Consider the following 24,755-nt stretch of genomic DNA (forward strand, 5'->3'; position numbering starts at 1 on the left):
AAGTGCAGGTGGGACTGGCCAGGCTTGATCAGCCGGTATAGACAGGCAGCAGACCCGCCATATTGAGCAGGTGGAAGAGCGCGGTCAGCACACCGAACAGCAAGACCCCCACTATCATCGGCAGGCCGCCCGGCGCGCGGAAGCCATCACCTTTGCCGCCTTGCTCGCTCTTGCCGGCGCGCACCTTCCAGGCCAGCAGCGCCGGTATGATGCAGGTCCAGAGGGTCGCCACTGCGCCTGCGTAGCCGATGGCCATCAGGAAACCGAACGGGAACAGCAGGGAGAGCAGCAGCGGTGGCAGGAAGGTCACACCCCATGACTTGGCGCGGCCCTTGGGACTGTTGTCGAACTTGAACAGATCCGCCAGATAGTCGAACACACCCAGACCCACACCAATAAAGGAGGAGAGGATAGCGGCCATGGAGAAGAGGTTGAGGGCGTTGGAGACGGCCTCCGACTCTATCACCGAAGCCAAGGCCTTGAGCAACACGTCGACGTTGCCGCCCTGCGCCACCACGGGCCCGAACTCGCTGCGCGGCAGGTTGCCGAACACGCTCACCAGCCAGATCAGGTAGAACAGCAGCGCTATGGCGGTACCACCGAGAATGGCGTAACGGGCGCGGCGCTCCTCACCGTAATAGGCGCGCATGGAGGAGACAGAGTGGTGATAACCGAACGAGGTCAGTGCCACCGGCAGCATGGCGAGCGCATAGGGTGCATAGCTGGCGTGCTCGCTCAGGGTATCGAACAACAGGGTCGGCTTGATGTTGAGGGAGAGACCCGAGATGCCGAACACGAAGCTCAGCCCCATGGCGATGACCAGCACGACCGAGATACGATCCACAGCCCGGGTCGAGTGCCATACCAGCCCGGAGAAGCCCAGGGTGAACAGAACTGAGGCCCAGTGGCTGCCGATCCCCGTCATCCCATCTATGATGAGACCGGCCGAGGTGATGTAGGCGTAAAGCAGTATGCCACCGACGAAGTAGACGGTGATGTTGTTGAGGGCGTTGACCTTGTCCCCCAGCAACTCCCGGGTCACGGTATCGAACGACACGCGCAGCGGGTAGCCCTGATAGGATTCCAGTAGCATCCAGCCAGAGACCGTCATCACTACCATGGTCAGGGTAATGGCCAGGATGGACCAGATGGTCCAGGCGCCCGCCCCGGCACTCGGCAAGCCCAGCATGCCGGCCCCCACACAGACGCCGGCAATGATGCATGCCCCGCCCACCAAAGATGGTTTCTGTCCCATTTACTTCTCCAAAGACGATTGTTGATCTGATCGCGACCGCGGACCGTTGCATTTGCTACGCCGGTTGTCATGGTAGATCGCGCTCATCTTGCTGCCGGCGCCGGGTGCTTGCTGCTTCGAAAGCGGAGCAAGGTGTGACCGGGGCTAGCTGCCGGCCCGACATGGCAGCAGGGCCATCATGTCGGGGAAGGGACTTTACCCTGCTACCCCTCAGGTATCAAATGCGGATGCATCCTCAGACAGCCCGGCGCCCCTCAGAGGAGCACCTGCCACTGACTCATCGGTGCTCAATGCGCCAGTTGGGGCAACAGCTGCAGCAGCTGGGCCCGCACCGCCCGCGGTGTCTGGCTGACCCAGATATCCAGCAGGCCGTAGGAGAACAGCGGCAGTATCAACAACAGCAGGCAGAGCAGGCCCAGCAGCCAGCGAGGAGTGAGCCGGCTCGTTTTGCTGCCAAGGTGCAGCGCATCGGCCCGTTTGGGGCAGGCGGCGACACAGCTCAGGCAGCTGCTGCACTCCAGACTGCGCACCGCGATCAGCTGATGTACCTGAATGCGGGACGGGCAGGCCCGGCTGCACTTGTCGCAGTCATGGCCAACGCTGCGCAGGCAGCGGGCCGGGTCGCGGCGAATGCGCAGCGGGGTCAACAAGCCCAGCAGGGCGAGCCAGGCGCCGTAGGGGCAGAGGTAGCGGCAGAAGCCCTGCCGAAAAAGGGCAGTGATCAGCAGCACCCAGCCCAGACAGAGGCCGGAGATGAGGTTCAAATTGAAGAAGAAGGCGCCCATCTTCATGTCCGCCGCCTGATGATAGGGACTGGCGAGATAGCCGGGCAGGGCGGCAGCGGGCACCGCCAGCAGAATGATGAAGAGCAAAAAGCCGAGTACCAGGAATTTCTGGGAACGCAGCACGGCATCGAGCCAGCGCGGCGGCGTCCACTCCCCCGCCATCAATCGACTGCGCAGACGATGCAACCACTCACCCACCAGCCCGATCGGGCAGAACCAAGCGCAGAAGGCCCGCCCCAGCAGCAGGGCCGACAGGCAGAGCACCAGCACTGTGATGGTGGCAGCCGGATGATGGGGGTCCACTATGCCCTGACTGAGCCAGGCCCGCAGCCCGAGCCCACCGGCGATGGGCAGGAAGCTGTCGACCACGTCCGGACGCACCAGCCAGGGAGGTATCCCCTGCCCCAGCTGCCAGATATGCAGGCCATACTGCACAGTCACCAGCCCCCAGCAGAGCAGCAGCAGATGGCGGGTCCACTCCCGCAGCGGCTGGCTGTTGATCTCGCTTGGCATCGGTAGCGGCTTGTAGCGATGAAACAGGCTGAGGGTGCCAACCACCAGCCCCAGTGCGAGCCAGAGGGTGAGATCCGCCGCCACCAACCAGCCGACGAGCAGCAAGCCGAGGGAGAGGCGCCATGACCAGCCGGGCCCTGCCTGCCATTGCAACAGGACCAGATAGACCAGGCCACAGGCCAGGGTCACGGCTTCGAACACACTCATTTTCCCCCCACAGCACTCATTCGACTCAGGGGCACAGAATAACCAACATCTGAGTTGATTATTTTGATCTGCATGGGCAGAGGGGGCCATTCACCCGGATTGGCCCCCACCCGTTCTCACCCTTTGCGGCTGTTGAACAGGGGCTGATCGGATTCTGCCTGCTCGGCCCAGAAGTGGATGTTGAAGCGGGCATCCTCCGACAGCTCGACCCTGTGCCAGTACTGGGGCGGGCTGGTGGCAAACTCCCCGGCCCGGATCACCAGGCTGACTTCGGGCTCCTCGGCCTGCTCGTCGGCAAAGCCGTGATAGGTGACTGTGCCCGCCATCACGCAGAGCTGGCCGAACACCCCGGCCGCCGTATTGTGGTGGCTGAGCAGGGCCTGGGGCACATTCTCGCGGGTAAAGAAGGGAGTGGAACGACGCACCACCCAGTGAGACGGAATAAGTTGCATGGACATAGCAATTCTCCTCAAGTGGCCGGGTCAACCCGACCTGACGTTATCAATGAATCAACGGGGCAACTGGCGCAGCAGCGGGAAGGCGGCACTCATCTGATCACCTCCCACCACGAAACCGCACAGCTCGCCATCCTCGCCGTGCGCCTCGGCCACCATGCCTTGGCTGTTCCAGCGGCACTGCCAGGCGAGATCCTCGCCCTTGGTGCGGCCCGCCAGCTGCAAGGGATAACGCGGCGTCTTCACCTTCACCAGCATGGGCGGCAGGGTCAGTGGGGTCGGCATGCCAAGCAGGGTACGCGCCAGCGCATTGGCCCCCAGCACTATGGGTTGCAGGAAGGGGAGCAGCTGTCCTCGCCACTGGGCGCAATCACCCAGTGCGAAGATATGGGGAGCGCTGGTCTGCAAGCTGTCGTCGACCAGGATGCCGCGCTCGACCGCGAGCCCGGCGGCTTGTGCCAGTACCAGATTCGGCTTCAGGCCGATGGCGGCGATCACCAGATCCTGCTCGCTGACGCGCCCGTTACTCAGGGTGACGCGCCAGCCACCCTGGGGCCGATCGGGATCGAGCAGGCTCAGTTCAGCGATACCCTGACCCAGTTGCAACTTCACTCCCTGACTGCGCAGTGCCTGCTGCAGTGGCTGACTCAGCACTGCAGGCAACAGGGCGCTGAGCGGGCTGTCGGCCAGATCCACCAGAGTGACCTCGCGATCATAGCTCGCCATGTCCATCGCCAGCTCGCAGCCAATCAGTCCTGCCCCCAGCACCATGATGCGGCGGGCCTGCTGGATTGGCCCCTCGGCAGCGGCGTACTCTTGCAGGCTGTTGAGGGTCACCAGATGCTCACTGCCAGGCAGGTAGGGGCGGGCCGCACTGGCGCCGGTGGCCAGCACCAGCTGACCATAGGCAAACTCCCCCTGCCCGGTCATCACAATACGACGAGCAGGATCGATGCCAAGCACGGGGCAGTGGGGCAGCAACGCGATGCGCTGCTGCTCGGCAAAGTCGCTGCCGCTCAGCCGGGTCATGGCCGCTGCGGTGCAACCTCGGCTCACCACGTGGCTGAGATCCGGCTTGTTGTACTCGTCGCCGCTGTCGGCCGTGATGAGACAAATGGGCTGCTCGGCATCCAGCTTGCGCAGGCTCTTGACCAGTTGCTGGGCGGCGAAACCGCTGCCGATCACCAATATCTCCCGGCTGACACCGGCCTCACTCAGAGTCGCAGCCTTCATACACAGGCCTCCATCGCGCAGGGCTCGAATACCTCCTTGCCGATGCCGCAGCCAGGGCAAAGGAAGCTCTCCGGCACCCGGGCCCAGGGGGTACCCGGCGCCACCAGCTGATCCGGCTCACCCAGAGCCGGGTCATAGATCCACTGGCAGACGGTGCAGAGCATGGGCTGGTCATCGTCCTGCTCGCAGGTGGTCGGGGCCACGCCGCGAGATGCAGGGATCCCCATCGCACCAGAAAAAGCGGGGACACTCATCTCAACCACAACTCCTGCCTCAACTACCGGAGCCGCTGCGGCGCTAGTTGTGATGATCGGGCGGGGCGCCTCGAGCGGGTGCAGTGCCCACTGGCGGGCGAGCTGGCGACCATGCTCGCGGCACAGGGCCAGCGCCGATCCGTCGGGGCGCCACTTGGCCTTGAGGGAGATGCTGATGTCGAAACCCGCATCCATCAGCCGGGTCTGGATCCGGTCAACGGCACCGCCGGTCCAGCCGTAGCTGCCGAAGGCCGAAGCGCGCTTGTTGCGAAAACGCAGGCCGGTGATCTCTTCGAGCATGCCCGCCACCTTGGGCATCATGACGTTGTTCATGGTGGAGGAGCCCACCAGCACCCCTTTGGAGCGGAACACCTGGGTCAGGATCTCGTTCTTGTCGTGGCGCGCCACGTTGTAGATCTTCACCGCCACCCCGGGGTCCACCTCGTGGATGCCCTGGGCGATGGCATCGGCCATCATGCGGGTGTTGTTGGACATGGAGTCGTAGAAGAGGGTGATGCGATCCTCCTGGTAGTGGTCGGCCCACTCCAGGTATTTCAGGATGATCTGGGTGGGATCGTCGCGCCAGACGATGCCGTGGGAGGTTGCCACCATGCTCACCGGCAGGTTGAAGCCCAGCACCTCCTTGATCTTGGCGGTCACCAGCGGGCTGAAGGGGGTGAGTATGTTGGCGTAGTAGCGCTGGCACTGCTCCATCAGCTCAATCTGATCCACCTCGTCGTTGAACAGGTGCTCGTCGCAGTAGTGCTGGCCGAAGGCGTCGTTGGAGAAGAGCACAGCATCCTCCGTCATATAGGTCATCATGCTGTCGGGCCAATGCAGCATGGGAGTCTCGATAAACACCAGCTGCTTGCCGTTGCCGATATCCAGGCTGTCGCCGGTTTTCACCGGGTGGAAATTCCACTCTGGATGATGATGGTGACCCGTGATGGAGTCGATGGCGTTGTGGGTGCAGTAGATGGGGGTGCCCGGGATGCGGGCCATCAGCTCGGTCAGGGCGCCGGCGTGATCCTCCTCGGCGTGGTTGATCACGATAACGTCGATGGAGGCGAGATCGATCTCGGCCGCCAGATTCTGCACAAACTCGCGGCTGAACTTGTGATCGACCGTATCGATCAGCACATTCTTGCCTTCGCGGATGAGATAGCTGTTGTAGCTGGTGCCCTTGTGGGTCTTGTACTCGGTGCCGTGAAAATCGCGCACCTCCCAGTCCCGTTGGCCGACCCAGTGAATGTTGTTTTTGACGTGAATGGTCATCAAGTTGTTCCTCAGAATGCAATAGCGAATGTACGACTGAACGGACCATTGCAGTTGACGTGCCAACTCGTAACTCATTGTTTTTATAGAAAACGTATTTCAGGCGTTGTCATTTAGACAACTACCACTCATAGTCAAAAACACAAAGACACTGTCATTTGGACAATTCTCGTGATTTCAACCGACAGCCTGGCGCGCATCGCCCTCGACCTGCAACTCGGCATCTCCCATCAGGACAGGTTCCACCGTCTGATCCAGAGCGTGCGCAGCCTGCTGCACTCGGACGCCTCGGCCCTGCTGCGCTACGAGGGGGGCCAGTTCATACCGCTGGCCATCGACGGCCTGATGCAGGACGTGCTGGGCCGCCGCTTCGCGCTGGCGGACCATCCGCGCATGGAGGCCATCGCCCGTGCAGGTGACGTGGTGCGCTTCCCCGCCGACAGCAACCTGCCCGACCCCTATGACGGCCTGATCCCGGATCATGACGACTTCAGGGTGCACGCCTGCGTTGGCCTGCCACTGTTTTCGGATCAGACGCTCATCGGCGCCCTGACCATAGACGGCATGAACCCGACCCAGTTCGACGGCATCAGCGACGAGGAGCTGCGACTGGTGGGCGCCCTGGCCGCCGCCGCCCTCAGCAACGCCCTGTTGCTGGAACGGCTCGCCCGCCAGAGCAGCGAACCCCTCGCCCCCTCCACCCAGAATGGGCCGGGCCAGCTCGAGATGATTGGCCGCTCCCCGGCCATGGACCGGTTGCGCCACGAGATAAACGTGGTGGCGAGCTCCGAGCTGAACGTGCTGATCCTAGGGGAGACGGGAGTCGGCAAGGAGCTGATCGCCAAGGCGGTGCATCAGGGCTCACCCCGTGCCAGCGCGCCACTGGTCTATCTCAACTGCGCCGCCCTGCCGGAATCGGTGGCGGAGAGCGAGCTGTTCGGCCACGTGAAGGGGGCTTTCACCGGCGCCATTCACAACCGGGCGGGCAAGTTCGAGTTGGCCGACAAGGGCACCCTGTTCCTGGACGAGATCGGCGAGCTCTCCCTGTCGCTGCAGGCCAAGCTGCTGCGGGTGCTGCAATACGGGGATCTGCAGCGCATCGGTGACGACACCCCCCTCAAGGTGAACGTACGTATCCTGGCCGCCACCAACCGGGATCTGAAACAGGCGGTGGTCGAGGGGCAATTTCGAAGCGATCTCTACCACCGCCTGAGCGTCTTCCCGATCCACGCCCCCGCCCTGCGGGAGCGGCCGGACGACATCCCCCTGCTGGCTGGTTATTTTTGCGAACGCTGCCGGGTCAGCCTGGGGCTGGAGCGGCTGCGCATCGAGCCCAGGGCGCTGCAACTGCTCGCCAGCTACGACTGGCCGGGCAACGTGCGGGAGCTGGAGCACGCCATCCACAGAGCCGCCGTGCTGGCGCGGGCCGAGCAGGGCAGTCAGGCCCCAGCACTGGATTGCCACCACTTCAACCTTGCCACCGGCAGCGCCTCCTCATCCAGCCGCATTCCTGTGGAACAGGCAGCGCAGCAGATGACGGCAGGCATGGGGCTGCGCACGGCCACCGATGCCTTCCAGCTCCGGCTGATCGAGCAGACCCTGGCAGCCCAGCACGGCAACTGGGCCGCCACCGCCCGAGCGCTGGAGATGGACGGCGGCAACCTGCACCGGCTCGCCAGACGGCTCGGCCTCAAGCCCTGAGACGCACCCCGCCCATAAACAAAACCCCCCTCGGTGACGAGGGGGGTTTTCGTGGTGCCTGTGCTGTGACAGGGGCAACGGCATGGTCCATCAGCGGCGGGGTCAGTCGCGGGCACGGCGCAGGTGGTAGTCGACGTGATAGTCGTTGGCGTTGCGAAACATGATGGAGTAGTTGAGAAACTCCCCGTTCTCGCCATACGAGAGGGAGGTCAGCCGCAGGATGGGCGCCCCCTGCTCGATATGCAGCAGCTCGGCCATCTGCCGGTCGGCCAGCACGGCGCTGAAGCTCTCGTAGTTGCCGGCGATGGGGAGCTGGCACTCGTTCTCGATATAGGCAAACTTGGACCCCTCCAGATGAGCCACCGACAGGGTGCGAAACAGCCGCACCGGCATGTAGCTCTCCTCCACCAGCAGGGCCCGACCGTCCACAGAACGCACCCGGCTGGAGAAATAGACGGGCTCGTTTACCTTGACCCTGAGGTGGCTGGCAATCGCCGGTGGGGCCGGCATGGTACGAAACTCCAGCACCTTGCTGGTGAGCAGACGACCCTGATCGCGCATCAGCTCGGTAAAGCCGCTCAGCCCCTTGGTCTCATGCTGGACATCCTTCTTGGTCACATAGGTGCCGCTGCCGTGGCGCCGCACCACTAGCCCCCATTCGATCAGCATGTCCACTGCCTTGCGCACCGTCATGCGTGACACGCCGAACTGGCTCGCCAGCATTTTCTCGCTCGGCAATACGTCTCCCACCCGGCAATCCGCGCCATTGACCCGGATACGCAGCCGATCTGCCACCGATTTATAGATCACTGATAGACCTCTCCCGGCCTGTACCCGCGGCCCTCTCATTCAGGAGCTCCAGGCTCAACCAATTGAAAATAAACAATTTTAAATTCAAATAAAACGACAAGAACGTCACAAAAACAAGATGTACAACAATATCTCAAAATTTAGATCTCTTTGTCTAAATAAGAGCATGCGCCGGATCACATAACCACCACATATTTCATGAGGGCTTGACCCATTGTTGTTAGGTTCAATTCAGCAACACAGACAACACCCCATCAAAAACTCTTTTAATAAAGGGACTATATATGCTCAGTCAAATTCAACGCTTTGGCGGAGCAATGTTTACTCCTGTACTACTGTTTCCATTTGCAGGTATGGTAGTGGGCATTGCAATCATGCTGAAAAATCCCATGTTCGTGGGAGAGGCGCTGGCAAACCCGCAAGGTTTGTTTTTTCAAATAGTACATATTATTGAAGAAGGTGGCTGGACCGTATTCAGAAACATGCCGCTAATATTTGCCATTGGTTTGCCGATTGGGCTGGCAAATAAGGCGCAAGCCCGAGCATGTCTCTCCGTCCTAGCCAGTTTCATGACCTGGAATTATTTCATCAATGCCATGGGGATGACCTGGGGCGACTATTTCGGAGTCGATTTCAGCCAGACGGTCGGTGGTGAAAGCGGCCTGGCCATGGTGGCCGGGATCAAGACGCTGGATACCAGCATCATAGGGGCCATCGTCATCTCGGGTATCGTCACTGCCCTGCACAACCGCCTGTTTGATCGACAGCTTCCCGTCTTTCTCGGCATCTTTCAGGGCAGCTCGTTTGTCACCATCATCGCCTTCTTCGTCATGATCCCCTGTGCCTGGCTGACCCTGCTGGGGTGGCCCAAGGTACAGATGGGTATCGCCTCCCTGCAGGAGTTCATGCTGATTTCGGGCCCGCTCGGTGTCTGGGTCTACACCTTCCTCGAGCGCATTCTTATCCCGACCGGCCTGCATCACTTCATCTATGGCCCCTTCATCTTCGGCCCGGCCGCGGTGGAAGGCGGCATCCAGCTTTACTGGGCCCAGCATCTGCAGGAGTTCAGCCAGAGCACGCGTCCGCTCATCGAGCTGTTCCCCCAGGGTGGCTTCGCCCTGCACGGCAACTCCAAGATCTTCGGTGCAATGGGGATTGCCTTGGCCATCTACGCCACTGCCACCCGTGAGAACAAGGCCAAGGTGGCCGGTCTGCTGATCCCGGCAACCCTTACCGCCATGCTGGTGGGCATCACGGAGCCGCTGGAGTTCACCTTCCTCTTCATCTCGCCTCTGCTGTTTGCCATCCATGCCCTGCTGGCTGCCACCATGGCCACCGTCATGTACCTGTTCGGCGTCGTCGGCAACATGGGCGGCGGCCTGCTCGACCAGTTCCTGCCGCAGAACTGGATCCCCATGTTCCACAACCATGCCGGCATGATGTTTACCCAGATAGCCATAGGCCTGGCGTTCACCGGACTCTGGTTCCTGATATTCAGAAGCCTCATTATGAGATTCAATTTAAAAACCCCGGGACGGGAAGACAGCGAAATAAAGCTTTATTCAAAAGCAGATTATCAGGCAGCCAAACAACAGCGGGGTGGTGATATTGCGAATCAAATTATCGAAGCACTCGGCGGCAGCAAAAACATAAGAAACCTGAATAACTGCGCCACCCGATTAAGAATGTCGCTGATAAATTCCAGCTCGGTCGCAGCAGATGAAGTTTTCAAACAACTGGGCGCCCATGGAGTGGTTCGTCATGGCGACAGCATTCAAATAATCATAGGTCTGCATGTGCCACAGGTACGTGAAAATATGGAATCGATAATGAACAACCCCACTCAATCCTCTTCTTTCGTAACGGAGTCATGATCATGAAAAAATTCTCTGTAGTCATCGCCGGCGGCGGCAGCACTTTCACACCGGGTATCGTCCTCATGCTGCTCGAGAACCAGCATCGTTTCCCGCTCAAGGAGATCAAGTTCTACGACAACGATGGTGCCCGCCAGGAAGTCATCGCCGAGGCATGCAGGATCCTGCTCAAGGAGAAGGCACCCGAGATTGCCTTCAGCTACGGTACCGATCCCAAGGCCGCATTCAGCGAGGTGGATTTCGTCATGGCCCACATCCGGGTCGGCAAATACCCCATGCGCGAGCTGGACGAGAAGATCCCCCTGCGTCACGGCGTGGTCGGTCAGGAGACCTGCGGCCCGGGCGGCATCGCTTACGGCATGCGCTCCATAGGTGGCGTGCTGGAGCTGGTCGATTACATGGAGCAGTACTCCCCCAACGCCTGGATGCTGAACTACTCCAACCCGGCCGCCATAGTGGCGGAGGCAACCCGTCGCCTGCGCCCCAACGCCAAGATCCTGAACATTTGTGACATGCCGATCGGGATCGAGGGCCGCATGGCCCAGATCGCCGGCCTTAAATCCCGTAAAGAGATGCGGGTGCGCTACTACGGCCTCAACCACTTCGGCTGGTGGACCCGCATCGAGGATCTGGCAGGCAACGACCTGATGCCGACGATCAAGGAGCACGTCGCCCGCCACGGCTATGTGCCCGATCACGCCAGCCATGCCGAGGCAAGCTGGAACGATACCTTCGCCAAGGCCAGGGATGTGTGGGCACTCGATCCGGATACCTTGCCCAACACCTACCTCAAGTACTATCTCTTTCCGGACTATGTGGTGGCCCACGCCAACCCGGAACATACCCGCGCCAACGAGGTGATGGAGCACCGCGAGAAACAGGTGTTCAGCGCCTGCCGCGCCATCGTCAAGGCGGGCCACTCAGAAGCGGGCGAGCTGGAGATAGACGAGCACGCCTCTTATATAGTGGATCTGGCCACCGCCATCGCCTTCAACACCCAGGAGCGGATGCTGCTGATAGTCCCCAACCGGGGTGCCATCAACAACTTCGACCCCGAGGCCATGGTCGAAATCCCCTGCCTGGTGGGCAGCAGCGGGCCCGAGCCCTTGCAGGTCGGCGATATCCCCCTGTTCCAGCAAGGCTTGATGGGCCAGCAGGTGGCCGTCGAGAAGCTGGTGGTGGAAGCCTGGGTCGAGCGCTCTTACCAGAAGCTGTGGCAGGCGATCACCCTGTCCAAGACGGTGCCGAGCGCCTCTGTGGCGAAGGCCATCCTGGATGACCTGGTGGCCGCCAACAAGGATTTCTGGCCAGCGCTGCAATAAATCGCCCATAAACAAAAACCCCCTCGGTAAGAGGGGGTTTTTCGTGGTGCCGACTATCGCCGTGCAATACGGCGTGGCGGTCAACGCAGGGATTTGACCGAGCGACGGACGATAAGCTCGGGCTCTACCGTCATGGACTCGACTTCCAGCGCCTTGTTGCGGATCCGGCTCACCAGATGCTTCACCGCCAGCAGGCCGAGCTCGGCCTTGGGGTGGCGTATGGTGGTGAGCGGCGGGCTGGAGAAACGCGCCATTTCCACGTCGTCATAGCCGATCATGGAGATATCATCCGGCACCTTGACCCCGGCTTCCCAGGCAGCGCAGATAGCACCTATGGCCATGGGATCATCGAAGGCAAACACAGCCGTCGGGCGAGGCGTGAGGGCCAGGATGCGCTGCATGGCATCGAAACCGCTCTGGCTCTCGTAATCCCCTTCGAAGATCTGCTCCTCTTTCAGAGTCAGACCCTGCTCGCCCAGGGCATCGCGTACCCCGGCCAGTCGCTGCTGGGTGGTCGGCTTGGAGATTTGGCCCGTGATACAGACGATGTCCGTGTGACCCTGCTCCAGCAGATGGCGCACGGCCAGACGCGCACCTATGCGGGCGTTGTCATTGATCACGTTGGCGAAATCGCACTCGGTTCCCCAATCCAGCACCACCTGTGGCACATTCTTGTGGATGCGCAGCATGTCGCGCAGCGGGGTGTCGATGTCGGTCCCCAGCACCAGCAGGCCATCGACCCGCTTCTCCATCAGCATTCTCAGGTAATGCTGCTGGCGGGGCGGCTGGTTTTCGGTGTTGCACAGGATCAGGCTGTAGCCCTGCTCGAAGCAGTAAGCTTCGACCCCTTGCACCACTTCCGCAAAGAAGGGGTTGGCACTGGTGGTCACCAGCATGCCTATGGTCTTGGTTGAGTTTATCTTGAGGCTGCGCGCTACCGAGTTGGGCGCGTAGTTGAGTTCTGCCACCGCCTCAAGCACTTTTTGGGTTGCATCTTCGCTAACCCGACGGGTGTGATTGAGTACATGTGAGACGGTGGAGATGGATACGCCTGCGCGCGAGGCGACATCCTTGATAGTGGCCATCTCTGTCTCCTGAATATCAAAGGCGGAACATTAGCAGATTTCCCGAATAAAGGCTTGGTTTTAACGGGCACTGCCAATGATTTGTCAATGCTGGCTAATCTAGGCGGTCACCTCCATTTGCGCAAACGGATTTTGGTCAAATTGGGAGCAGCGTCAGAGTAAAATATCGTCAGTTTTTTCCTCTACTATTTACCACCAGCACACCTTGTTGTGAAGATGTTAACTTGATAAATCAGCAGTAACACCCAAGCAAACTAGCAATATCAGTTATTTGTTTCAAAAAATCCTTATTCCACCCTCTCTGGTTAGTATCTTTAACAGCTTGTTATTGCCCAGCGAGGAATGATAGAACCATACCTATTGCCGGACTGGCGGGATCCTGGTTCGGAATGACACATGGAAAATGAAACAATCCACTGATTAAGGGACGAATCGATGAATAAGTTGAGCAAAATTGCAGTCAGGACAGCGGTTTCTATGGCTCTGTTCGGATCGGTATCGCTGGCCCATGCGGCGGACACCATCAAGATCGGCATCGCCGGCCCTGTGACCGGCCCGGTCGCCCAATACGGTGACATGCAGTTCACCGGTGGCAAGATGGCGGTCGAACAGATCAACAAGGCTGGCGGTATCGCAGGCAAGCAGATCGAAGCCGTCATCTATGACGATGCCTGCGATCCCAAGCAGGCGGTGGCGATCGCCAACAAGGTGATCAACGACGGGGTCAAGTTCGTAGTCGGCCACCTCTGCTCCGACAATACGCTGCCAGCCTCCGACATCTATGAAGATGAAGGCGTGCTGATGATCACCCCCGCTTCCACCAACCCCAAGATCACCGAACGTGGCTACCAGCTGACCCTGCGCACCATAGGTCTGGACAGCGATCAGGGCCCGACTGCCGCCAAGTACATCATCGAGCAGGTCAAGCCCCAGCGCGTGGCCGTCATCCACGACAAGAAGCAGTACGGTGAAGGCATCGCCTCCAGCGTGAAAGCCTCGCTGGATAAAGCCGGCGTGAAAGTGGTGGCGTTCGAAGGCATCACAGCCGGTGACAAGGACTTCTCCGCCCTGATCGCCAAACTGCAGAAAGAGAACGTCGACTTCATCTACTACGGCGGCTATCACCCCGAGTTGGGTCTGATCCTGCGCCAGTCGGCCGAGAAAGGGCTCAAGGCCAAGTTCATGGGTCCGGAAGGGGTAGGTAACAAGGACATCTCCGCCATCGGTGGCCCGGCTTCAGAAGGCCTGCTGGTCACCCTACCGAACAAATACGATCTGGTGCCGGCCAACGCCCCGCTGGTCGCCGCGTTCAAGGCCAAGGGACAGGACTCTTCCGGTCCCTTCGTCTGGACCACCTACGCCGCGGTGCAAACCCTGGCTGCCGGTATCGCCAAGGCGGGTGAAGATGACCCGGCTGCCGTCGCTGCCGCCATCAAGGCCACGCCGATCGAGACCGTCATGGGCACCCTGAGCTGGGCACCGAGTGGCGACCTGAAAGGCTTTGAATTCGGTGTGTTCCAGTGGCACGCCGACGGTACCTCCACTCAAGTCAAATAATCTGCCGGTCGGGGTGACGTGAGTCACCCCTCCCTTCTTGCGGGCAAGCACAGGGAACGTAGTATGTCCGAACACCTCCTTTACCTGGTTCAGCAACTGCTGAACGGGTTAACCATAGGTAGCACCTATGCGTTGATCGCCATCGGCTACACCATGGTCTATGGCATCATCGGCATGATCAACTTCGCCCACGGCGAGGTTTACATGATCGGCTCCTATGTCGCCTTTATGGTGATGGCCGGGCTCATGATGATGGGCATCGACAGCACCTTCCTGCTGCTGGGAGGCGCCTTCCTGGTCAGCATCATCATTACCGGAACCTATGGCTGGACCATAGAGCGGGTCGCCTATCGCCCGCTGCGGGGCGGCAACCGCCTCATCCCCCTCATCTCCGCCATCGGCATGTCGATCTTCTTGCAAAACATGATGCGAATGGCGCAGGGCTCGCGGGATATCGCCATGCCCACCCTGATCTCCGGGGGCTGGACCCTGGGTGGAGAAGACGGCTTTCAGGCCAGCCTCTCCTACATGCAGCTCATCATCTTCGTGGTGACCTTCATCACCATGCTGGCACTCACCCAGTTCATCGGCCGATCCCGCATGGGACGGGCCTGCCGGGCCTGTTCGGAAGATATCAAGATGGCCAACCTGCTGGGGATTGATACCCATGTGGTCATCTCCATCACCTTCGTGCTGGGGGCCACCCTGGCCGCCGTCGCCGGCGTGCTGCTCGGCATGTACTACGGCGTCATCAATCCCTATCTCGGCTTTATGGCCGGGCTGAAAGCCTTCACCGCGGCTGTATTGGGCGGCATCGGCAGCATACCCGGCGCCGTGCTCGGCGGCCTGCTGCTGGGGGTGGTTGAAGCGCTCACCGCTGGCTATCTCAGCACCGAATACAAGGATGTGATGGCCTTCGTCCTGCTGATCGGTGTCTTGCTGTTCATGCCCACCGGCATTCTGGGTCGTCCGGAGGTCGAAAAAGTATGAAACATCAATTTATTCATGCCTGCATCGCCAGCCTGGTGCTGATGGTGCTCTCCTTCTGGTTGCTTGGCTTTCGGCTAGAGACGCAAGGCAGCCAGTTGCTGGTCGTGAGCCGCCTCGACATATCGCTGGCCTGGCTGGTGGGCGGGGCGGCACTGGTGTTCTGGTTCCAGCTGTTGCGTGGCCAGATCGGCAGATTGTTTCAGGCCTCCATCAGCGGCTTCTCCACCGGTTTCACCAAGCTGGTGCTGCCAAGCCCGGAAGAAGCGCCACGGCTCTACAATGTCACCGCCATTCTGGTGCTGCTGTTTGCGGTGAGCTGGCCCTTCATGGCCTCTCGCGGTGCCATCGATCTGGCGACCCTGGCGCTGATTTACATCATGCTGGGGCTGGGGCTCAACGTGGTGGTCGGTCTGGCTGGCCTGCTGGATCTGGGCTACGTGGGCTTTTACGCCGTCGGTGCCTACAGCTATGCCTTGCTCAACACCTATTTCGGCCTGAGCTTCTGGGAGTGCCTGCCCATCGCAGGGCTGATGGCCGCCACCTTCGGCTTTTTGCTCGGCTTTCCGGTATTGCGGCTACGGGGGGACTATCTGGCCATCGTCACCCTGGGGTTTGGCGAGATAATCCGCATCCTGCTCAACAACATGACCAGCCTCACCGGCGGCCCGAACGGCATCTCCGGCATTCCCAAGCCGACCCTGGCTGGACTGGAATTCAACCGTACCGTCAAAGATGGGGGCTTTGGTACCTTCCACGACTTCTTTGGCATCGCCTACAACGCCAACCACAAGGTGATCTTCCTCTATCTGATGGCACTGGTGCTGGTTGTCGCCACCCTGTTCGTCATCAATCGCCTGCTGCGCATGCCGTTGGGCCGAGCCTGGGAAGCGCTGCGGGAAGACGAAATCGCCTGCAAGTCCCTGGGGCTGAACCCCACCATCATCAAGCTGACCGCCTTCACCATAGGTGCCACCTTTGCGGGGTTCGCCGGCAGTTTCTTCGCCTCCCGTCAGGGGTTTATCAGCCCTGAATCCTTCGTCTTCATCGAGTCGGCCATAGTGCTCGCCATCGTCGTGCTGGGCGGCATGGGCTCCCAGATAGGGGTGGTGCTGGCGGCCATCGTCATGACTGTGTTGCCGGAGCTGGCCCGTGAATTCAACGAGTACCGCATGCTGATGTTCGGCCTCTTGATGGTGTTCATGATGATCTGGCGGCCACAAGGACTGCTGCCGATGACCAGACCTCACCTGGAGCTACAGAAATGAGCGCGAATCAGAAGAAGTTGTTGGAAGTCTCTGATCTGTCGATGCGCTTTGGTGGACTGCTCGCAGTCAACGGCGTCAAGCTGGATGTCGACAGGGGGGAGGTCATCTCCATCATAGGACCAAACGGCGCGGGCAAGACCACAGTCTTCAACTGCCTGACCGGCTTCTACCGCCCGAGCGGCGGCACCATCCGCTACAAGGGTGAGGAGATCCAGGGGCTGCCCGGTCACCTCATAGCGCGCAAGGGAATTGTGCGCACCTTCCAGCATGTACGGCTGTTCAAGGAGATGACGGCGGTGGAGAACCTGCTGGTCGCCCAGCACAGGCACCTCAACACCGGCTTTATCGCCGGTCTGTTCAAGACAGCGGCCTTTCGCCGTGCCGAGCAGGAGGGGCTGGAACAGGCCGCCTTCTGGCTGGAGAAGGTTGGGCTCAAGGATCTCGCCAATCGGGCCGCCGGCAACCTGGCTTATGGTCAGCAGCGCCGCCTCGAGATAGCCCGCTGCATGGCGACCCGGCCCGACCTGCTGATGCTGGATGAACCGGCCGCCGGCCTCAACCCGAACGAAACCGATGAGCTGAACGATCTCATCATCAGCTTGCGGGACGAATTCGGCGTCTCAGTGCTGCTGATTGAGCACGACATGAAGCTGGTGATGGGCATCTCCAACCGCATCTTCGTGGTCAATCAGGGGGCGCCGCTGGCCCACGGCAAGCCGGATGAGATCCGCAACAATCCGGCTGTGATCAAGGCCTATCTGGGCGAATCGTAGGACCCAAGGAGTCACGATGTTAGAACTTCGCAACGTATCGACCCACTACGGCAAAATTCAGGCGCTGCACGATGTCAGCGTCGAGGTAAAAGAGGGGGAAATCGTCACCCTGATCGGCGCCAACGGCGCCGGCAAGACCACCTTGTTGATGACGCTGTGCGGCGAGCCCAAGCCCAGCAGCGGCAGCATCTGGTTCGAGGGGGAGCAGATAAGCTCCCTCAGCACGGCTCGCATCATGCGCAAGGATATAGCCGTGGTGCCGGAGGGGCGCCGCATCTTCGCCCGCCTGACGGTGGAGGAGAACCTGCTGATGGGTGCCTTCTTCGTCGACAAGGAAGAGCAGCACGGCCTGCTGGATCAGGTGTTCACCCTGTTCCCCCGCCTGCACGAGCGACTGCAGCAAAGGGCCGGCACCATGTCCGGCGGCGAGCAGCAGATGCTGGCCATAGGTCGCGCCCTGATGAGCAAGCCGCGCCTGCTGCTGCTGGACGAACCCTCGCTGGGGCTGGCCCCCATCGTCATCCAGCAGATCTTCGACACCATAGAGCAGCTGCGCCAGAAAGGGATGACCATTTTTCTGGTGGAGCAGAACGCCAACCAGGCGCTCAAGCTGGCCGACCGGGGCTATGTGCTGGAAAACGGCCATGTGGTGCTGCAAGACTCGGGGGCTGCCCTGCTGGCCAACCCGGCCGTTCGGCAGGCCTATCTGGGTGGTTAACCCATGAGCAGGGCCAGGGCGGAGGCGGATCACCACAGCTTCTGGCGTGACCCTGCCCTGCCGTTCATAGAGGCGCGAGCGGTGCAGGATGGCCGCCGCGTCTGCTATGAAAAACACAGCCACGCCCATTTCTCCATTGGCGCCATCACGGGTGGTCACAGTCACTATCTCAACCAGCAGACAAAACAGGAGGTCAACGCAGGCACCCTGGTACTGATGAATCCGGAAGAGGTACATGCCTGCAACCCCATCGCCGATCACCCCTGGTCTTATCTGATGTTCTACCTCGATACCGACTGGCTGCGCGGCCAGCAGGAGGAAGCCGGGCTGGGGGCCCATTTTCGCCCCTTCGACATGACGGCCAGTCGGGATCCCTTGCTGTATGCAGGTTTGCTACGCCTCTATCGTACTTTGCAAGATGACCAGCAAGATCACCTCGCCAAGGAGGTCGCCTGCCACCTGTTCAGCCACCAGCTGCTGGCAAGGCTCACTCCCACCAGATGGAGCGAGCCACCGCCCCTGCATCTGAGACGCACCGCCGAGCTGATAAAGGACGAGTATGCGACGCCCCTCACTTTGCAGCATCTGAGCACAGTCGCCGGGCTGACCCCGTCCCACTTGGTGCGAGTATTCAGCCGCCATTACGGCATGACCCCGCACGCTTACCTGCTCAACCAGCGGATACGCCAGGCACGAACCCTGCTCGCTCAGGGACGGCCCCTGGTCGAGGTGGCATTGGCGACGGGCTTCTCCGATCAGGCCCACTTCCAGCGCCAGTTCAAGCGGCTGGTCGCCGCGACCCCGGGTCAATACCAGTCGCAGTGCCTTCCTCAAGGTTCCAGAACCAGATAAACGGCACTGAGCAACAGCAACATGGCCATCGCCCGGTTGAACCAGCGCAAGCGGTGAGGCGAGAGCAAAACTGCCTGCAGACAACTGCCGACATAGGCCCAACAAGCGATAGAAACCAGACAGATCACCAGATAGAGGCTGGTAAACCACACTATCTGGCCCACATCGCCCACGGCTCCATAGGCCCCCATCCCCATGCTGGCCGCCAGCCAGGCCTTGGGATTGAGCCACTGCATCAGGGCGCCGTATAAAAAAGCGGGTGGCGTGCCGCCTTCACTCTCTATCTCTCCGCTGTCCATCATCAGCAGCCAGGCCATGTAGCACAGGAAGAGGATGCCTCCCCAGCGGATGCCATCGAGCGCCACTGGCCAGTGCGACAGGGCAGCGCCGAGACCCAGCCCCATCAGCAGCAACAACAGGATGAAACCCAGGGTGGCCCCCACCACATGGCGCAGGCTGGCGCGAAAACCATATTGCGCCCCCGCACTGAGGGCGACCAGATTGACCGGGCCGGGAGAGATGGACATGGCCAGGGCAAACCCGGCCATGGATAACAACAGACTCATTTCCATGGATAATGCTCGTTGAAGATATCGAGATCTCACCCTACCCATGAGCCTGGTTCTGATATTGAAGAAAATTGCGATCTTCCCGACGGGACGACCGGACACATTGCGGGCTTAGCACCAGCGCAGGCTTGCGGTAAACTGGCCTCCAGTTACCTATTCGCAGGACATGCAAATGGACCAGTTTGCCCATATCAGTGCCCATGATGCCCACCAGAAGCTCGCTGCCGGTGAAGCCCGCCTCGTGGATATTCGCGATCCCCAATCCTTCGAGGCAGCTCATGCGGTCGGTGCCTTCCACCTCACCAACGGCACCCTGGTGCGCTTCATGGACGAGGTGGATTTCGACACCCCTGTCATCGTGATCTGCTATCACGGCAACAGCAGCCAGAGCGCTGCCCAGTACCTGCTGCAACAGGGGTATGACGAGGTCTACAGCCTGGATGGCGGCTTCGAGGCGTGGCGCCGGGAGTTTCCCATCGAGGCAGGCGACGCATGATCCAGCTGCTGGTGCTCGACAACGCCCGCATGGCCCAGGCGCTGGTGGACTATCTCGCCACCCTCGGCATCTCTTGCGAGCTGACCCAGTCAGAGCTCGGCGTCTCGGTCTGGCTGGCGGATGAACAGCGCCTCGCCCAGGCCCAGCTGGAGGTGAAGCGCTTTCTGGCCGATCCGTCCCATCCCCGCTACATGGAGGCCTCCTGGCAGTCAGGTCAGGCGGATGCCCGCATCGATTACAGCAAGGGGATGACGGATCCCGTCACCGATTTCCTCCATCAGGCGGGGCCACTGACCCTGGTGGTGATCATCGCCTGTCTGGCCATCTATGCCCTAGATGCCATCGGCCTGCCCATCTTCGACGAGCTGGCGTTCCACCCGACCCTGGCCCAGTTCACCGACTGGCAGGCGTGGCGTTACTTCACCCCGGCCTTTATCCACTTCTCGATACTGCATCTGGTGTTCAACCTGCTCTGGTGGTGGTATCTGGGGGGCCAGATAGAGCAACGCCTCGGCAGCGGCAAGCTGCTGGTCCTGTTGCTGGTGGGGGCTGCCCTGCCCAATATCGCCGAGTTCTTCGTCAGCGGACCGCTGTTTGGCGGCCTCTCCGGTGTTGTCTATGCCCTGCTGGGCTACTGCTGGCTGCGCAGCAAACTGCAGCCGGCCTGCGGTCTCACTCTGCCACCGGCCCTGATGGGTTTCATGCTGTTCTGGCTGGTGCTCGGCTTCTTCGACATGCTTGGCACCAGCACCGCCAACATGGCCCATCTGGTTGGCCTGCTGGTAGGCCTGTTGCAAGGCTGGCTGGACAGACACCACCAGCCTGCCTGACGGCCGGGCCCCGCCCCGCTCGCAGAAACGAGAACGCCGCCCCGAGGGGCGGCGTTTTTTATGGTCTGCAGCGTTATTGCTTGAGCAGAGAACTGTCGGTGACCTGCACCGCAGTACCGCCACTCATAAAGAAGCTGCCGAACTGGGTCTGCATCTCGGTAGTGACGTCGCCGGTCGGATCGAAGTTCTCGTCCGGTGCCAGCAAGGAGCTGTGGCCGCCAGCCACGAAACGAGCAGCATGGTGGTTGGCTGCGCCTGTGGCGGTCAGCGGTTGCAGGGCCAGCAGCTTGAACAGCGGCTCTGTGCCCCCCAGCGGAGCGGACGCTATGCTGTTCGGGATCACCTGATCCGACAGACTCAGGGCACCGTCACCCACTATCTCGGTGGCAAACAGCGGGAAGTCCGCCTTGATGCCGCTGGCGAGGTTGATCGGATCCGCCGAATCCAGTACCGACTGGGCCGCAAAGCTGTAGCTCTGCAGTGTGCTGGCTGCGGTCGCCTGAGTGGTTGCATCCAGGCTAGGCAGGAACTCGTTGACGAAGCAGGTTGGCACTGCTGTCTGGCAGTTGGGCGCATAGGCGGTGAAAGCCGCCTTCAGCTCGGCACTGCCACCGGTCAGCACGCCCATCTTGATGGTTGGGCCGAAGGTCGGCGAGTTCAGCAACAGCGGTGCTATGCCGCCACCCGGCATGGCCAGACCACCGGTATCAAACTTGAACAGGGCATCCGCCGTCGGGTTGCCGATCGGCTGGTTGGCAACCGCCAGCAGGTTGGCTCCCGCAATAGCGCCCAGGGAGTGACCCAGGAAATGTACCTTGAGGTTGCCGGCACTGCCGATGGCGTTCTGGCTATTGGCCAGACCCACCGCCATGCGCAGACCCAGCAGATCCGCCACGCTCTGTTTCAGGTTGTCCCGCGCCACTGTCAGGTAGCTCAGGTTCAGATACGGCGTCGGATTGTCGGAGGTGGTCACCGTATCCATGCTGCCACTCAAGGCGAAGCCACGTTCACCGTGCAGCGGATGATCGATCACCACCAGCGCCACCTTCTTGCTCGCCGCCATACCGGCGCCAATCTGACCCAGTGCCAGTGCATAGGCGTTCTCTTTCACCGAGGTGACGCCGTGCTGATAGATGATCACGTCCGTGATGGTGTTCAGTGCATCCTTGGCGAAGATGCGCATCGGCACGGATTGCACCTCTTCCAGTGCCGGCAACGGATTGAAGCGACCAATGTTCTGCTCGGCATCCAGCGGCTTGCCGCCGGAGGTGAGGGTCACCCCGACCAGCTTGCTCGCCTCGGCCAGCAACTCGCTCTGACGAGTCGGATCGGCCATCAACTCTGCCAGCAGGGCCGGATCCACACCCGCGCCCACCAGACCGGCGATCACTTCGCTGTCAGATGCCTTCAGCGCATTGGCGATGGCGTACAGGCTGGGGATGGCACCGTGCCAGGACTGGGTCTTGGCTTTGTCCCATGAACCGGCGGTCGCCGGTGAGGAGAGGAAATAAGGCAGCTTGACCGTACCTGTGTAGACCTGCGTCATGCCGGCGATGCCGGTCAGCGTCGGGCTGGCGGCGACGGCGGCGGCAATGGCATCCTTCTGCTCCTGCGGCAGGAACTGCTCATTGTCCAGCTGGGTCAGGAAGTCATCGTTGCCGGTCACGGCCAGGGTGTAAGTACCGGGCAGGCTGGTATTGCCCAACGCATCCTGCTTCCATACCTTGGCGGCATCCAGCCCTTGCAACACGACAGATGCGGCGGCGCCTTTCACGGCCACCAGCACATCGGCGCCTGACTGGGTACCGAACCAGTCGGAGAAGATCACGTGATCCGTGGCGATACCCGTTGCCGCCTTGAACAACCCTTCCTGCAGCGCGATCAGACCATTGATGGTCTGCTCCTGCGCATTGCTGCCCGCGTTGTTCTTGTAGTTGCTGTAGTCGCTACCTGCCCGTACCGGGCTGCCGGTGCTGTCTTTCAGCGAATCGGTGGCCACTATCATGTAGTAGGAAGAGGGATTGAGCGGCTTGAGCGGCACCAGATTCAACTTGCCAGCCGATGCGGCCACCACGAAATCCACCCCGTAGGTCAGCACCTTCTTCACGCCATTCGGGCGCAACGCAGCGCTGTCGAAGGCAAGCTCCAGCAGGTAGAGCGGCGCCACTGAGGCACTGAACTCGGCCGCAGTCGGTGCCTGAACCTGAATGCCGGACGAGGTGACGGGCACAATCTGGATAGCCTGGGTCGTGGACCAGCCATCCAGCGTTGACATGGCAGAGACAGGATTGGAGAGATCTGCCGTCTCGGTAGAGAACTTCAGGGTGCCATCGCTGGCCCGTGCCGCCAGGGCACTGGGGCGCACCGCATTGGAACCGGTCAACAGATAGTCGAGATAGCTTGAGGTATCGCCTTTGTTATCGTCACTGCCACCACAGCCAGCCAACAGGGCACTGACAACTGCGGCGTAAATGAGCTTCTTTTTCATATCCTTATCTCTTTTTAGTTGTTATCCATGATGTGCTGACGGGGGAGGGTGAAAACCCGACCGAACCATCTTAACAGCAACGCAACAATTGTTAAGCGTCTGGTCGGTCATCTGATCTGCTTTTTTTGTGTACAACATCAAGGAATTGGAATAGAAACGGGACTCGATAGGTTAACAGCTTCATTCCGGATACCAGACCCGACCAGCACACCCTGTGCTCCTGATGGCAAAAAGCCACCCCGATCTCGGCAAAGGGGATGAATTGTCGGTAGAATGGCGCCATTGCTTAAGGAGAATCACATGATCGACCCGAAGAAACTGGAAGAGATCGCCAAACAGGTGCACAACTCCCTGCCGCCCGGCATTCGCAGCATGGGTGAAGAGGTTGAAAAGAAGATCCGTCAGGTGCTGCAGTCTCAGCTCAACAAGCTGGATCTGGTCAGTCGCGAAGAGTTTGACGTGCAGACCAAGGTGCTGCTGCGCACCCGTGAGAAGCTGACGGCCCTCGAGGCCAAGCTGGCACAGCTGGAACAGCAGTTTGGCGCCAAGGGCGAATAACCCGGCCGTGGCCGCTGGTCCGGACAGCACATAAAGCAAACCCCAGCCTGGCTGGGGTTTGTTGTTTCTGGCTCGCCGAAGAGAAGCCGGCAGGGTCGATTAGCGAAGCGTAATCGGCCGACATGTACGACTGCCGCCGGTTTGATACCTACCGATTCCCATTCCGAACTCAGATGAACTCGTAGGCGTCGCCGAAGATGCGCTCAGGCTCTGCACCGAGGATCTTGAACTCCTCGCGCGCCGCGCCCGCCATCTCGAAACGGCCAGCCACATAGATGTCGTAGTCATGCAGACTGACGAAATCATCCATGATGGCCTTGTGCACCAGCCCGCTCTTGCCGGTCCAGTCGCTTTCCGGCTCTTGCACCACAGGGATGAAGGTCAGCGGCACATAATCGCTCGCCCACTGCTGCATCTGCTCCAGCTCGTAGAGCCAGTGGGCCTGACGCACGCCCCAGTAGAAGAACACAGGACGCTTGCTGCCGGTATCGATCAGATACTCCAGGATGGAGCGGGCATAGGAGAAGCCGGTGCCACCCGCCATCAGGATCAGTGGACGGGGCGACTCTTCCCGCAGGAAGGCCTTGCCTGCCGCCAGTTCAATCTCTATTTCCCCCTGCTCGCGCATACGGGCCAACACCTGGCCTGCGTAGGCGTTCTCCGGGGTTGCACCGATTTGCAGTTCCAGCACACCGGGGCGAGTCGGTGAGTTGGCGATGGAGAAGGGACGCTTGTCCGAATCACTCATCACCACCAGCAGATACTGACCGGGTTTGAAGCTGATCTCTTGCAGCGGCGTCAGAGCCACGTGCCAGATGGTGTCGGCATATTCGCGCAGTTCCTCTACGCGGCACTTGATACGTTGCATTCTTATCCTTGTGACGGGCTCG

At 60.6% G+C, this 24,755-nt stretch carries 22 protein-coding genes; 12 read left to right on the forward strand and 10 right to left on the reverse strand.

The features are described 5' to 3' along the window. Window positions 1-28: 28 nt before the first annotated feature. From AACX78_RS21180 to norV, 5 genes are all read right to left on the reverse strand, one after another. Window positions 29-1,255: an aromatic amino acid transporter gene (locus tag AACX78_RS21180; protein WP_159167340.1), complete on the reverse strand. Its 1,227-nt coding sequence runs from the start codon at window positions 1,253-1,255 to the stop codon at window positions 29-31. Window positions 1,256-1,542: 287 nt separating this feature from the next. Next, window positions 1,543-2,760: a 4Fe-4S binding protein gene (locus tag AACX78_RS21185; RefSeq protein WP_159167341.1), complete on the reverse strand. Its 1,218-nt coding sequence runs from the start codon at window positions 2,758-2,760 to the stop codon at window positions 1,543-1,545. A 116-nt stretch (window positions 2,761-2,876) separates the two neighbouring features. Then, window positions 2,877-3,218, reverse strand: a complete 342-nt coding sequence (locus tag AACX78_RS21190; RefSeq protein WP_125609275.1) for a DUF1971 domain-containing protein — start codon at window positions 3,216-3,218, stop codon at window positions 2,877-2,879. 51 nt (window positions 3,219-3,269) lie between these two features. Then, window positions 3,270-4,448, reverse strand: a complete 1,179-nt coding sequence (gene norW / locus AACX78_RS21195; RefSeq protein WP_159167342.1) for an NADH:flavorubredoxin reductase NorW — start codon at window positions 4,446-4,448, stop codon at window positions 3,270-3,272. Then, window positions 4,445-5,977, reverse strand: a complete 1,533-nt coding sequence (gene norV, locus AACX78_RS21200; protein WP_159167343.1) for an anaerobic nitric oxide reductase flavorubredoxin — start codon at window positions 5,975-5,977, stop codon at window positions 4,445-4,447. The genes norW and norV overlap by 4 nt, the downstream gene beginning before the upstream one ends. 171 nt (window positions 5,978-6,148) lie before the next feature. Between norV and norR the strand changes: the two genes are divergently transcribed. Further along, window positions 6,149-7,678 carry a nitric oxide reductase transcriptional regulator NorR gene (gene norR, locus AACX78_RS21205; RefSeq protein ID WP_159167344.1) on the forward strand — a complete coding sequence of 510 codons (1,530 nt, stop codon included), beginning with the start codon at window positions 6,149-6,151 and terminating at the stop codon, window positions 7,676-7,678. 102 nt (window positions 7,679-7,780) lie between these two features. Here the strand turns inward: norR and AACX78_RS21210 are convergent, their stop codons facing one another. Then, the gene (locus AACX78_RS21210; RefSeq protein WP_159167345.1) at window positions 7,781-8,488 is read right to left on the reverse strand and encodes a GntR family transcriptional regulator; all 708 of its coding nucleotides are present in this window, start codon (window positions 8,486-8,488) and stop codon (window positions 7,781-7,783) included. Between the two features lie 284 nt (window positions 8,489-8,772). On the opposite strand from AACX78_RS21210, the gene AACX78_RS21215 reads away from it, so the two are divergent. Together AACX78_RS21215 and AACX78_RS21220 are read left to right on the forward strand one after the other, a co-directional pair. Further along, window positions 8,773-10,362, forward strand: a complete 1,590-nt coding sequence (locus AACX78_RS21215; RefSeq protein WP_159167346.1) for an alpha-glucoside-specific PTS transporter subunit IIBC — start codon at window positions 8,773-8,775, stop codon at window positions 10,360-10,362. Then, a complete protein-coding gene (locus AACX78_RS21220) occupies window positions 10,359-11,684 on the forward strand; it encodes a 6-phospho-alpha-glucosidase (RefSeq protein WP_236556364.1) in 1,326 nt (441 codons plus the stop codon). The genes AACX78_RS21215 and AACX78_RS21220 overlap by 4 nt, the downstream gene beginning before the upstream one ends. Before the next feature lie 80 nt (window positions 11,685-11,764). Here the strand turns inward: AACX78_RS21220 and AACX78_RS21225 are convergent, their stop codons facing one another. Next, a complete protein-coding gene (locus AACX78_RS21225) occupies window positions 11,765-12,769 on the reverse strand; it encodes a substrate-binding domain-containing protein (RefSeq protein WP_005320642.1) in 1,005 nt (334 codons plus the stop codon). 435 nt (window positions 12,770-13,204) lie between these two features. Between AACX78_RS21225 and AACX78_RS21230 the strand changes: the two genes are divergently transcribed. The 6 genes from AACX78_RS21230 (at window position 13,205) to AACX78_RS21255 (ending at window position 18,924) form a co-directional block, all read left to right on the forward strand. Continuing rightward, on the forward strand, window positions 13,205-14,326 hold the full coding sequence (locus AACX78_RS21230; RefSeq protein WP_021139526.1) for a branched-chain amino acid ABC transporter substrate-binding protein: 1,122 nt from the start codon (window positions 13,205-13,207) through the stop codon (window positions 14,324-14,326). 63 nt (window positions 14,327-14,389) lie between these two features. Then, window positions 14,390-15,316 (forward strand): high-affinity branched-chain amino acid ABC transporter permease LivH, encoded by a 927-nt coding sequence (livH, locus tag AACX78_RS21235; RefSeq protein WP_005320646.1) that lies wholly within the window; start codon window positions 14,390-14,392, stop codon window positions 15,314-15,316. Further along, window positions 15,313-16,581 (forward strand): high-affinity branched-chain amino acid ABC transporter permease LivM, encoded by a 1,269-nt coding sequence (locus AACX78_RS21240; protein WP_059113636.1) that lies wholly within the window; start codon window positions 15,313-15,315, stop codon window positions 16,579-16,581. The genes livH and AACX78_RS21240 overlap by 4 nt, the downstream gene beginning before the upstream one ends. Further along, window positions 16,578-17,354, forward strand: a complete 777-nt coding sequence (gene livG / locus AACX78_RS21245; protein ID WP_159167348.1) for a high-affinity branched-chain amino acid ABC transporter ATP-binding protein LivG — start codon at window positions 16,578-16,580, stop codon at window positions 17,352-17,354. Before AACX78_RS21240 ends, livG begins: the two co-directional genes overlap by 4 nt. A gap of 16 nt (window positions 17,355-17,370) precedes the next feature. Continuing rightward, complete coding sequence (locus tag AACX78_RS21250) at window positions 17,371-18,072, forward strand: ABC transporter ATP-binding protein (RefSeq protein WP_005320651.1); 702 nt, start codon at window positions 17,371-17,373, stop codon at window positions 18,070-18,072. Window positions 18,073-18,075: 3 nt separating this feature from the next. Beyond that, window positions 18,076-18,924 (forward strand): AraC family transcriptional regulator, encoded by an 849-nt coding sequence (locus tag AACX78_RS21255; RefSeq protein ID WP_159167349.1) that lies wholly within the window; start codon window positions 18,076-18,078, stop codon window positions 18,922-18,924. Here AACX78_RS21255 and AACX78_RS21260 read toward each other — a convergent pair. Continuing rightward, window positions 18,903-19,496 carry a LysE family translocator gene (locus AACX78_RS21260; protein WP_159167350.1) on the reverse strand — a complete coding sequence of 198 codons (594 nt, stop codon included), beginning with the start codon at window positions 19,494-19,496 and terminating at the stop codon, window positions 18,903-18,905. The two genes, AACX78_RS21255 and AACX78_RS21260, sit on opposite strands and share 22 nt — an antisense overlap. Before the next feature lie 169 nt (window positions 19,497-19,665). Here AACX78_RS21260 and glpE point away from each other — a divergent pair, with 169 nt between their 5' ends. Beyond that, window positions 19,666-19,989: a thiosulfate sulfurtransferase GlpE gene (gene glpE, locus AACX78_RS21265; protein WP_021139521.1), complete on the forward strand. Its 324-nt coding sequence runs from the start codon at window positions 19,666-19,668 to the stop codon at window positions 19,987-19,989. Next, the gene (gene glpG, locus AACX78_RS21270; RefSeq protein WP_111589773.1) at window positions 19,986-20,819 is read left to right on the forward strand and encodes a rhomboid family intramembrane serine protease GlpG; all 834 of its coding nucleotides are present in this window, start codon (window positions 19,986-19,988) and stop codon (window positions 20,817-20,819) included. The genes glpE and glpG overlap by 4 nt, the downstream gene beginning before the upstream one ends. A gap of 73 nt (window positions 20,820-20,892) precedes the next feature. On the opposite strand, the gene AACX78_RS21275 is transcribed toward glpG, so the two are convergent. Beyond that, the gene (locus AACX78_RS21275; RefSeq protein ID WP_159167351.1) at window positions 20,893-23,307 is read right to left on the reverse strand and encodes a VolA/Pla-1 family phospholipase; all 2,415 of its coding nucleotides are present in this window, start codon (window positions 23,305-23,307) and stop codon (window positions 20,893-20,895) included. 300 nt (window positions 23,308-23,607) lie between these two features. Between AACX78_RS21275 and ubiK the strand changes: the two genes are divergently transcribed. Next, entirely contained in the window at window positions 23,608-23,865 is a 258-nt protein-coding gene (ubiK, locus tag AACX78_RS21280) for a ubiquinone biosynthesis accessory factor UbiK (RefSeq protein ID WP_005320662.1), read from the forward strand. A gap of 169 nt (window positions 23,866-24,034) precedes the next feature. On the opposite strand, the gene fre is transcribed toward ubiK, so the two are convergent. Beyond that, window positions 24,035-24,733 (reverse strand): NAD(P)H-flavin reductase, encoded by a 699-nt coding sequence (gene fre, locus AACX78_RS21285; protein ID WP_159167352.1) that lies wholly within the window; start codon window positions 24,731-24,733, stop codon window positions 24,035-24,037. Window positions 24,734-24,755: the final 22 nt, after the last annotated feature.

This window comes from Aeromonas sp. 9A (assembly GCF_963900955.1).
Lineage (GTDB): Bacteria > Pseudomonadota > Gammaproteobacteria > Enterobacterales > Aeromonadaceae > Aeromonas > Aeromonas salmonicida.

What these genes read in the sequence shown, in the direction of transcription:
- AACX78_RS21250 (WP_005320651.1), top strand. Translation starts at nt 17,371, where the DNA reads ATGTTAGAACTTCGCAACGTATCGACCCACTACGGCAAAATTCAGGCG.
- fre (WP_159167352.1), bottom strand. Translation starts at nt 24,733, where the DNA reads ATGCAACGTATCAAGTGCCGCGTAGAGGAACTGCGCGAATATGCCGAC.
- AACX78_RS21255 (WP_159167349.1), top strand. Translation starts at nt 18,076, where the DNA reads ATGAGCAGGGCCAGGGCGGAGGCGGATCACCACAGCTTCTGGCGTGAC.
- AACX78_RS21180 (WP_159167340.1), bottom strand. Translation starts at nt 1,255, where the DNA reads ATGGGACAGAAACCATCTTTGGTGGGCGGGGCATGCATCATTGCCGGC.
- glpG (WP_111589773.1), top strand. Translation starts at nt 19,986, where the DNA reads ATGATCCAGCTGCTGGTGCTCGACAACGCCCGCATGGCCCAGGCGCTG.
- glpE (WP_021139521.1), top strand. Translation starts at nt 19,666, where the DNA reads ATGGACCAGTTTGCCCATATCAGTGCCCATGATGCCCACCAGAAGCTC.
- AACX78_RS21190 (WP_125609275.1), bottom strand. Translation starts at nt 3,218, where the DNA reads ATGTCCATGCAACTTATTCCGTCTCACTGGGTGGTGCGTCGTTCCACT.
- norV (WP_159167343.1), bottom strand. Translation starts at nt 5,977, where the DNA reads ATGACCATTCACGTCAAAAACAACATTCACTGGGTCGGCCAACGGGAC.
- norW (WP_159167342.1), bottom strand. Translation starts at nt 4,448, where the DNA reads ATGAAGGCTGCGACTCTGAGTGAGGCCGGTGTCAGCCGGGAGATATTG.
- AACX78_RS21185 (WP_159167341.1), bottom strand. Translation starts at nt 2,760, where the DNA reads ATGAGTGTGTTCGAAGCCGTGACCCTGGCCTGTGGCCTGGTCTATCTG.
- AACX78_RS21220 (WP_236556364.1), top strand. Translation starts at nt 10,359, where the DNA reads ATGATCATGAAAAAATTCTCTGTAGTCATCGCCGGCGGCGGCAGCACT.
- AACX78_RS21215 (WP_159167346.1), top strand. Translation starts at nt 8,773, where the DNA reads ATGCTCAGTCAAATTCAACGCTTTGGCGGAGCAATGTTTACTCCTGTA.
- AACX78_RS21230 (WP_021139526.1), top strand. Translation starts at nt 13,205, where the DNA reads ATGAATAAGTTGAGCAAAATTGCAGTCAGGACAGCGGTTTCTATGGCT.
- livH (WP_005320646.1), top strand. Translation starts at nt 14,390, where the DNA reads ATGTCCGAACACCTCCTTTACCTGGTTCAGCAACTGCTGAACGGGTTA.
- AACX78_RS21225 (WP_005320642.1), bottom strand. Translation starts at nt 12,769, where the DNA reads ATGGCCACTATCAAGGATGTCGCCTCGCGCGCAGGCGTATCCATCTCC.
- ubiK (WP_005320662.1), top strand. Translation starts at nt 23,608, where the DNA reads ATGATCGACCCGAAGAAACTGGAAGAGATCGCCAAACAGGTGCACAAC.
- AACX78_RS21275 (WP_159167351.1), bottom strand. Translation starts at nt 23,307, where the DNA reads ATGAAAAAGAAGCTCATTTACGCCGCAGTTGTCAGTGCCCTGTTGGCT.
- AACX78_RS21240 (WP_059113636.1), top strand. Translation starts at nt 15,313, where the DNA reads ATGAAACATCAATTTATTCATGCCTGCATCGCCAGCCTGGTGCTGATG.
- livG (WP_159167348.1), top strand. Translation starts at nt 16,578, where the DNA reads ATGAGCGCGAATCAGAAGAAGTTGTTGGAAGTCTCTGATCTGTCGATG.
- AACX78_RS21260 (WP_159167350.1), bottom strand. Translation starts at nt 19,496, where the DNA reads ATGGAAATGAGTCTGTTGTTATCCATGGCCGGGTTTGCCCTGGCCATG.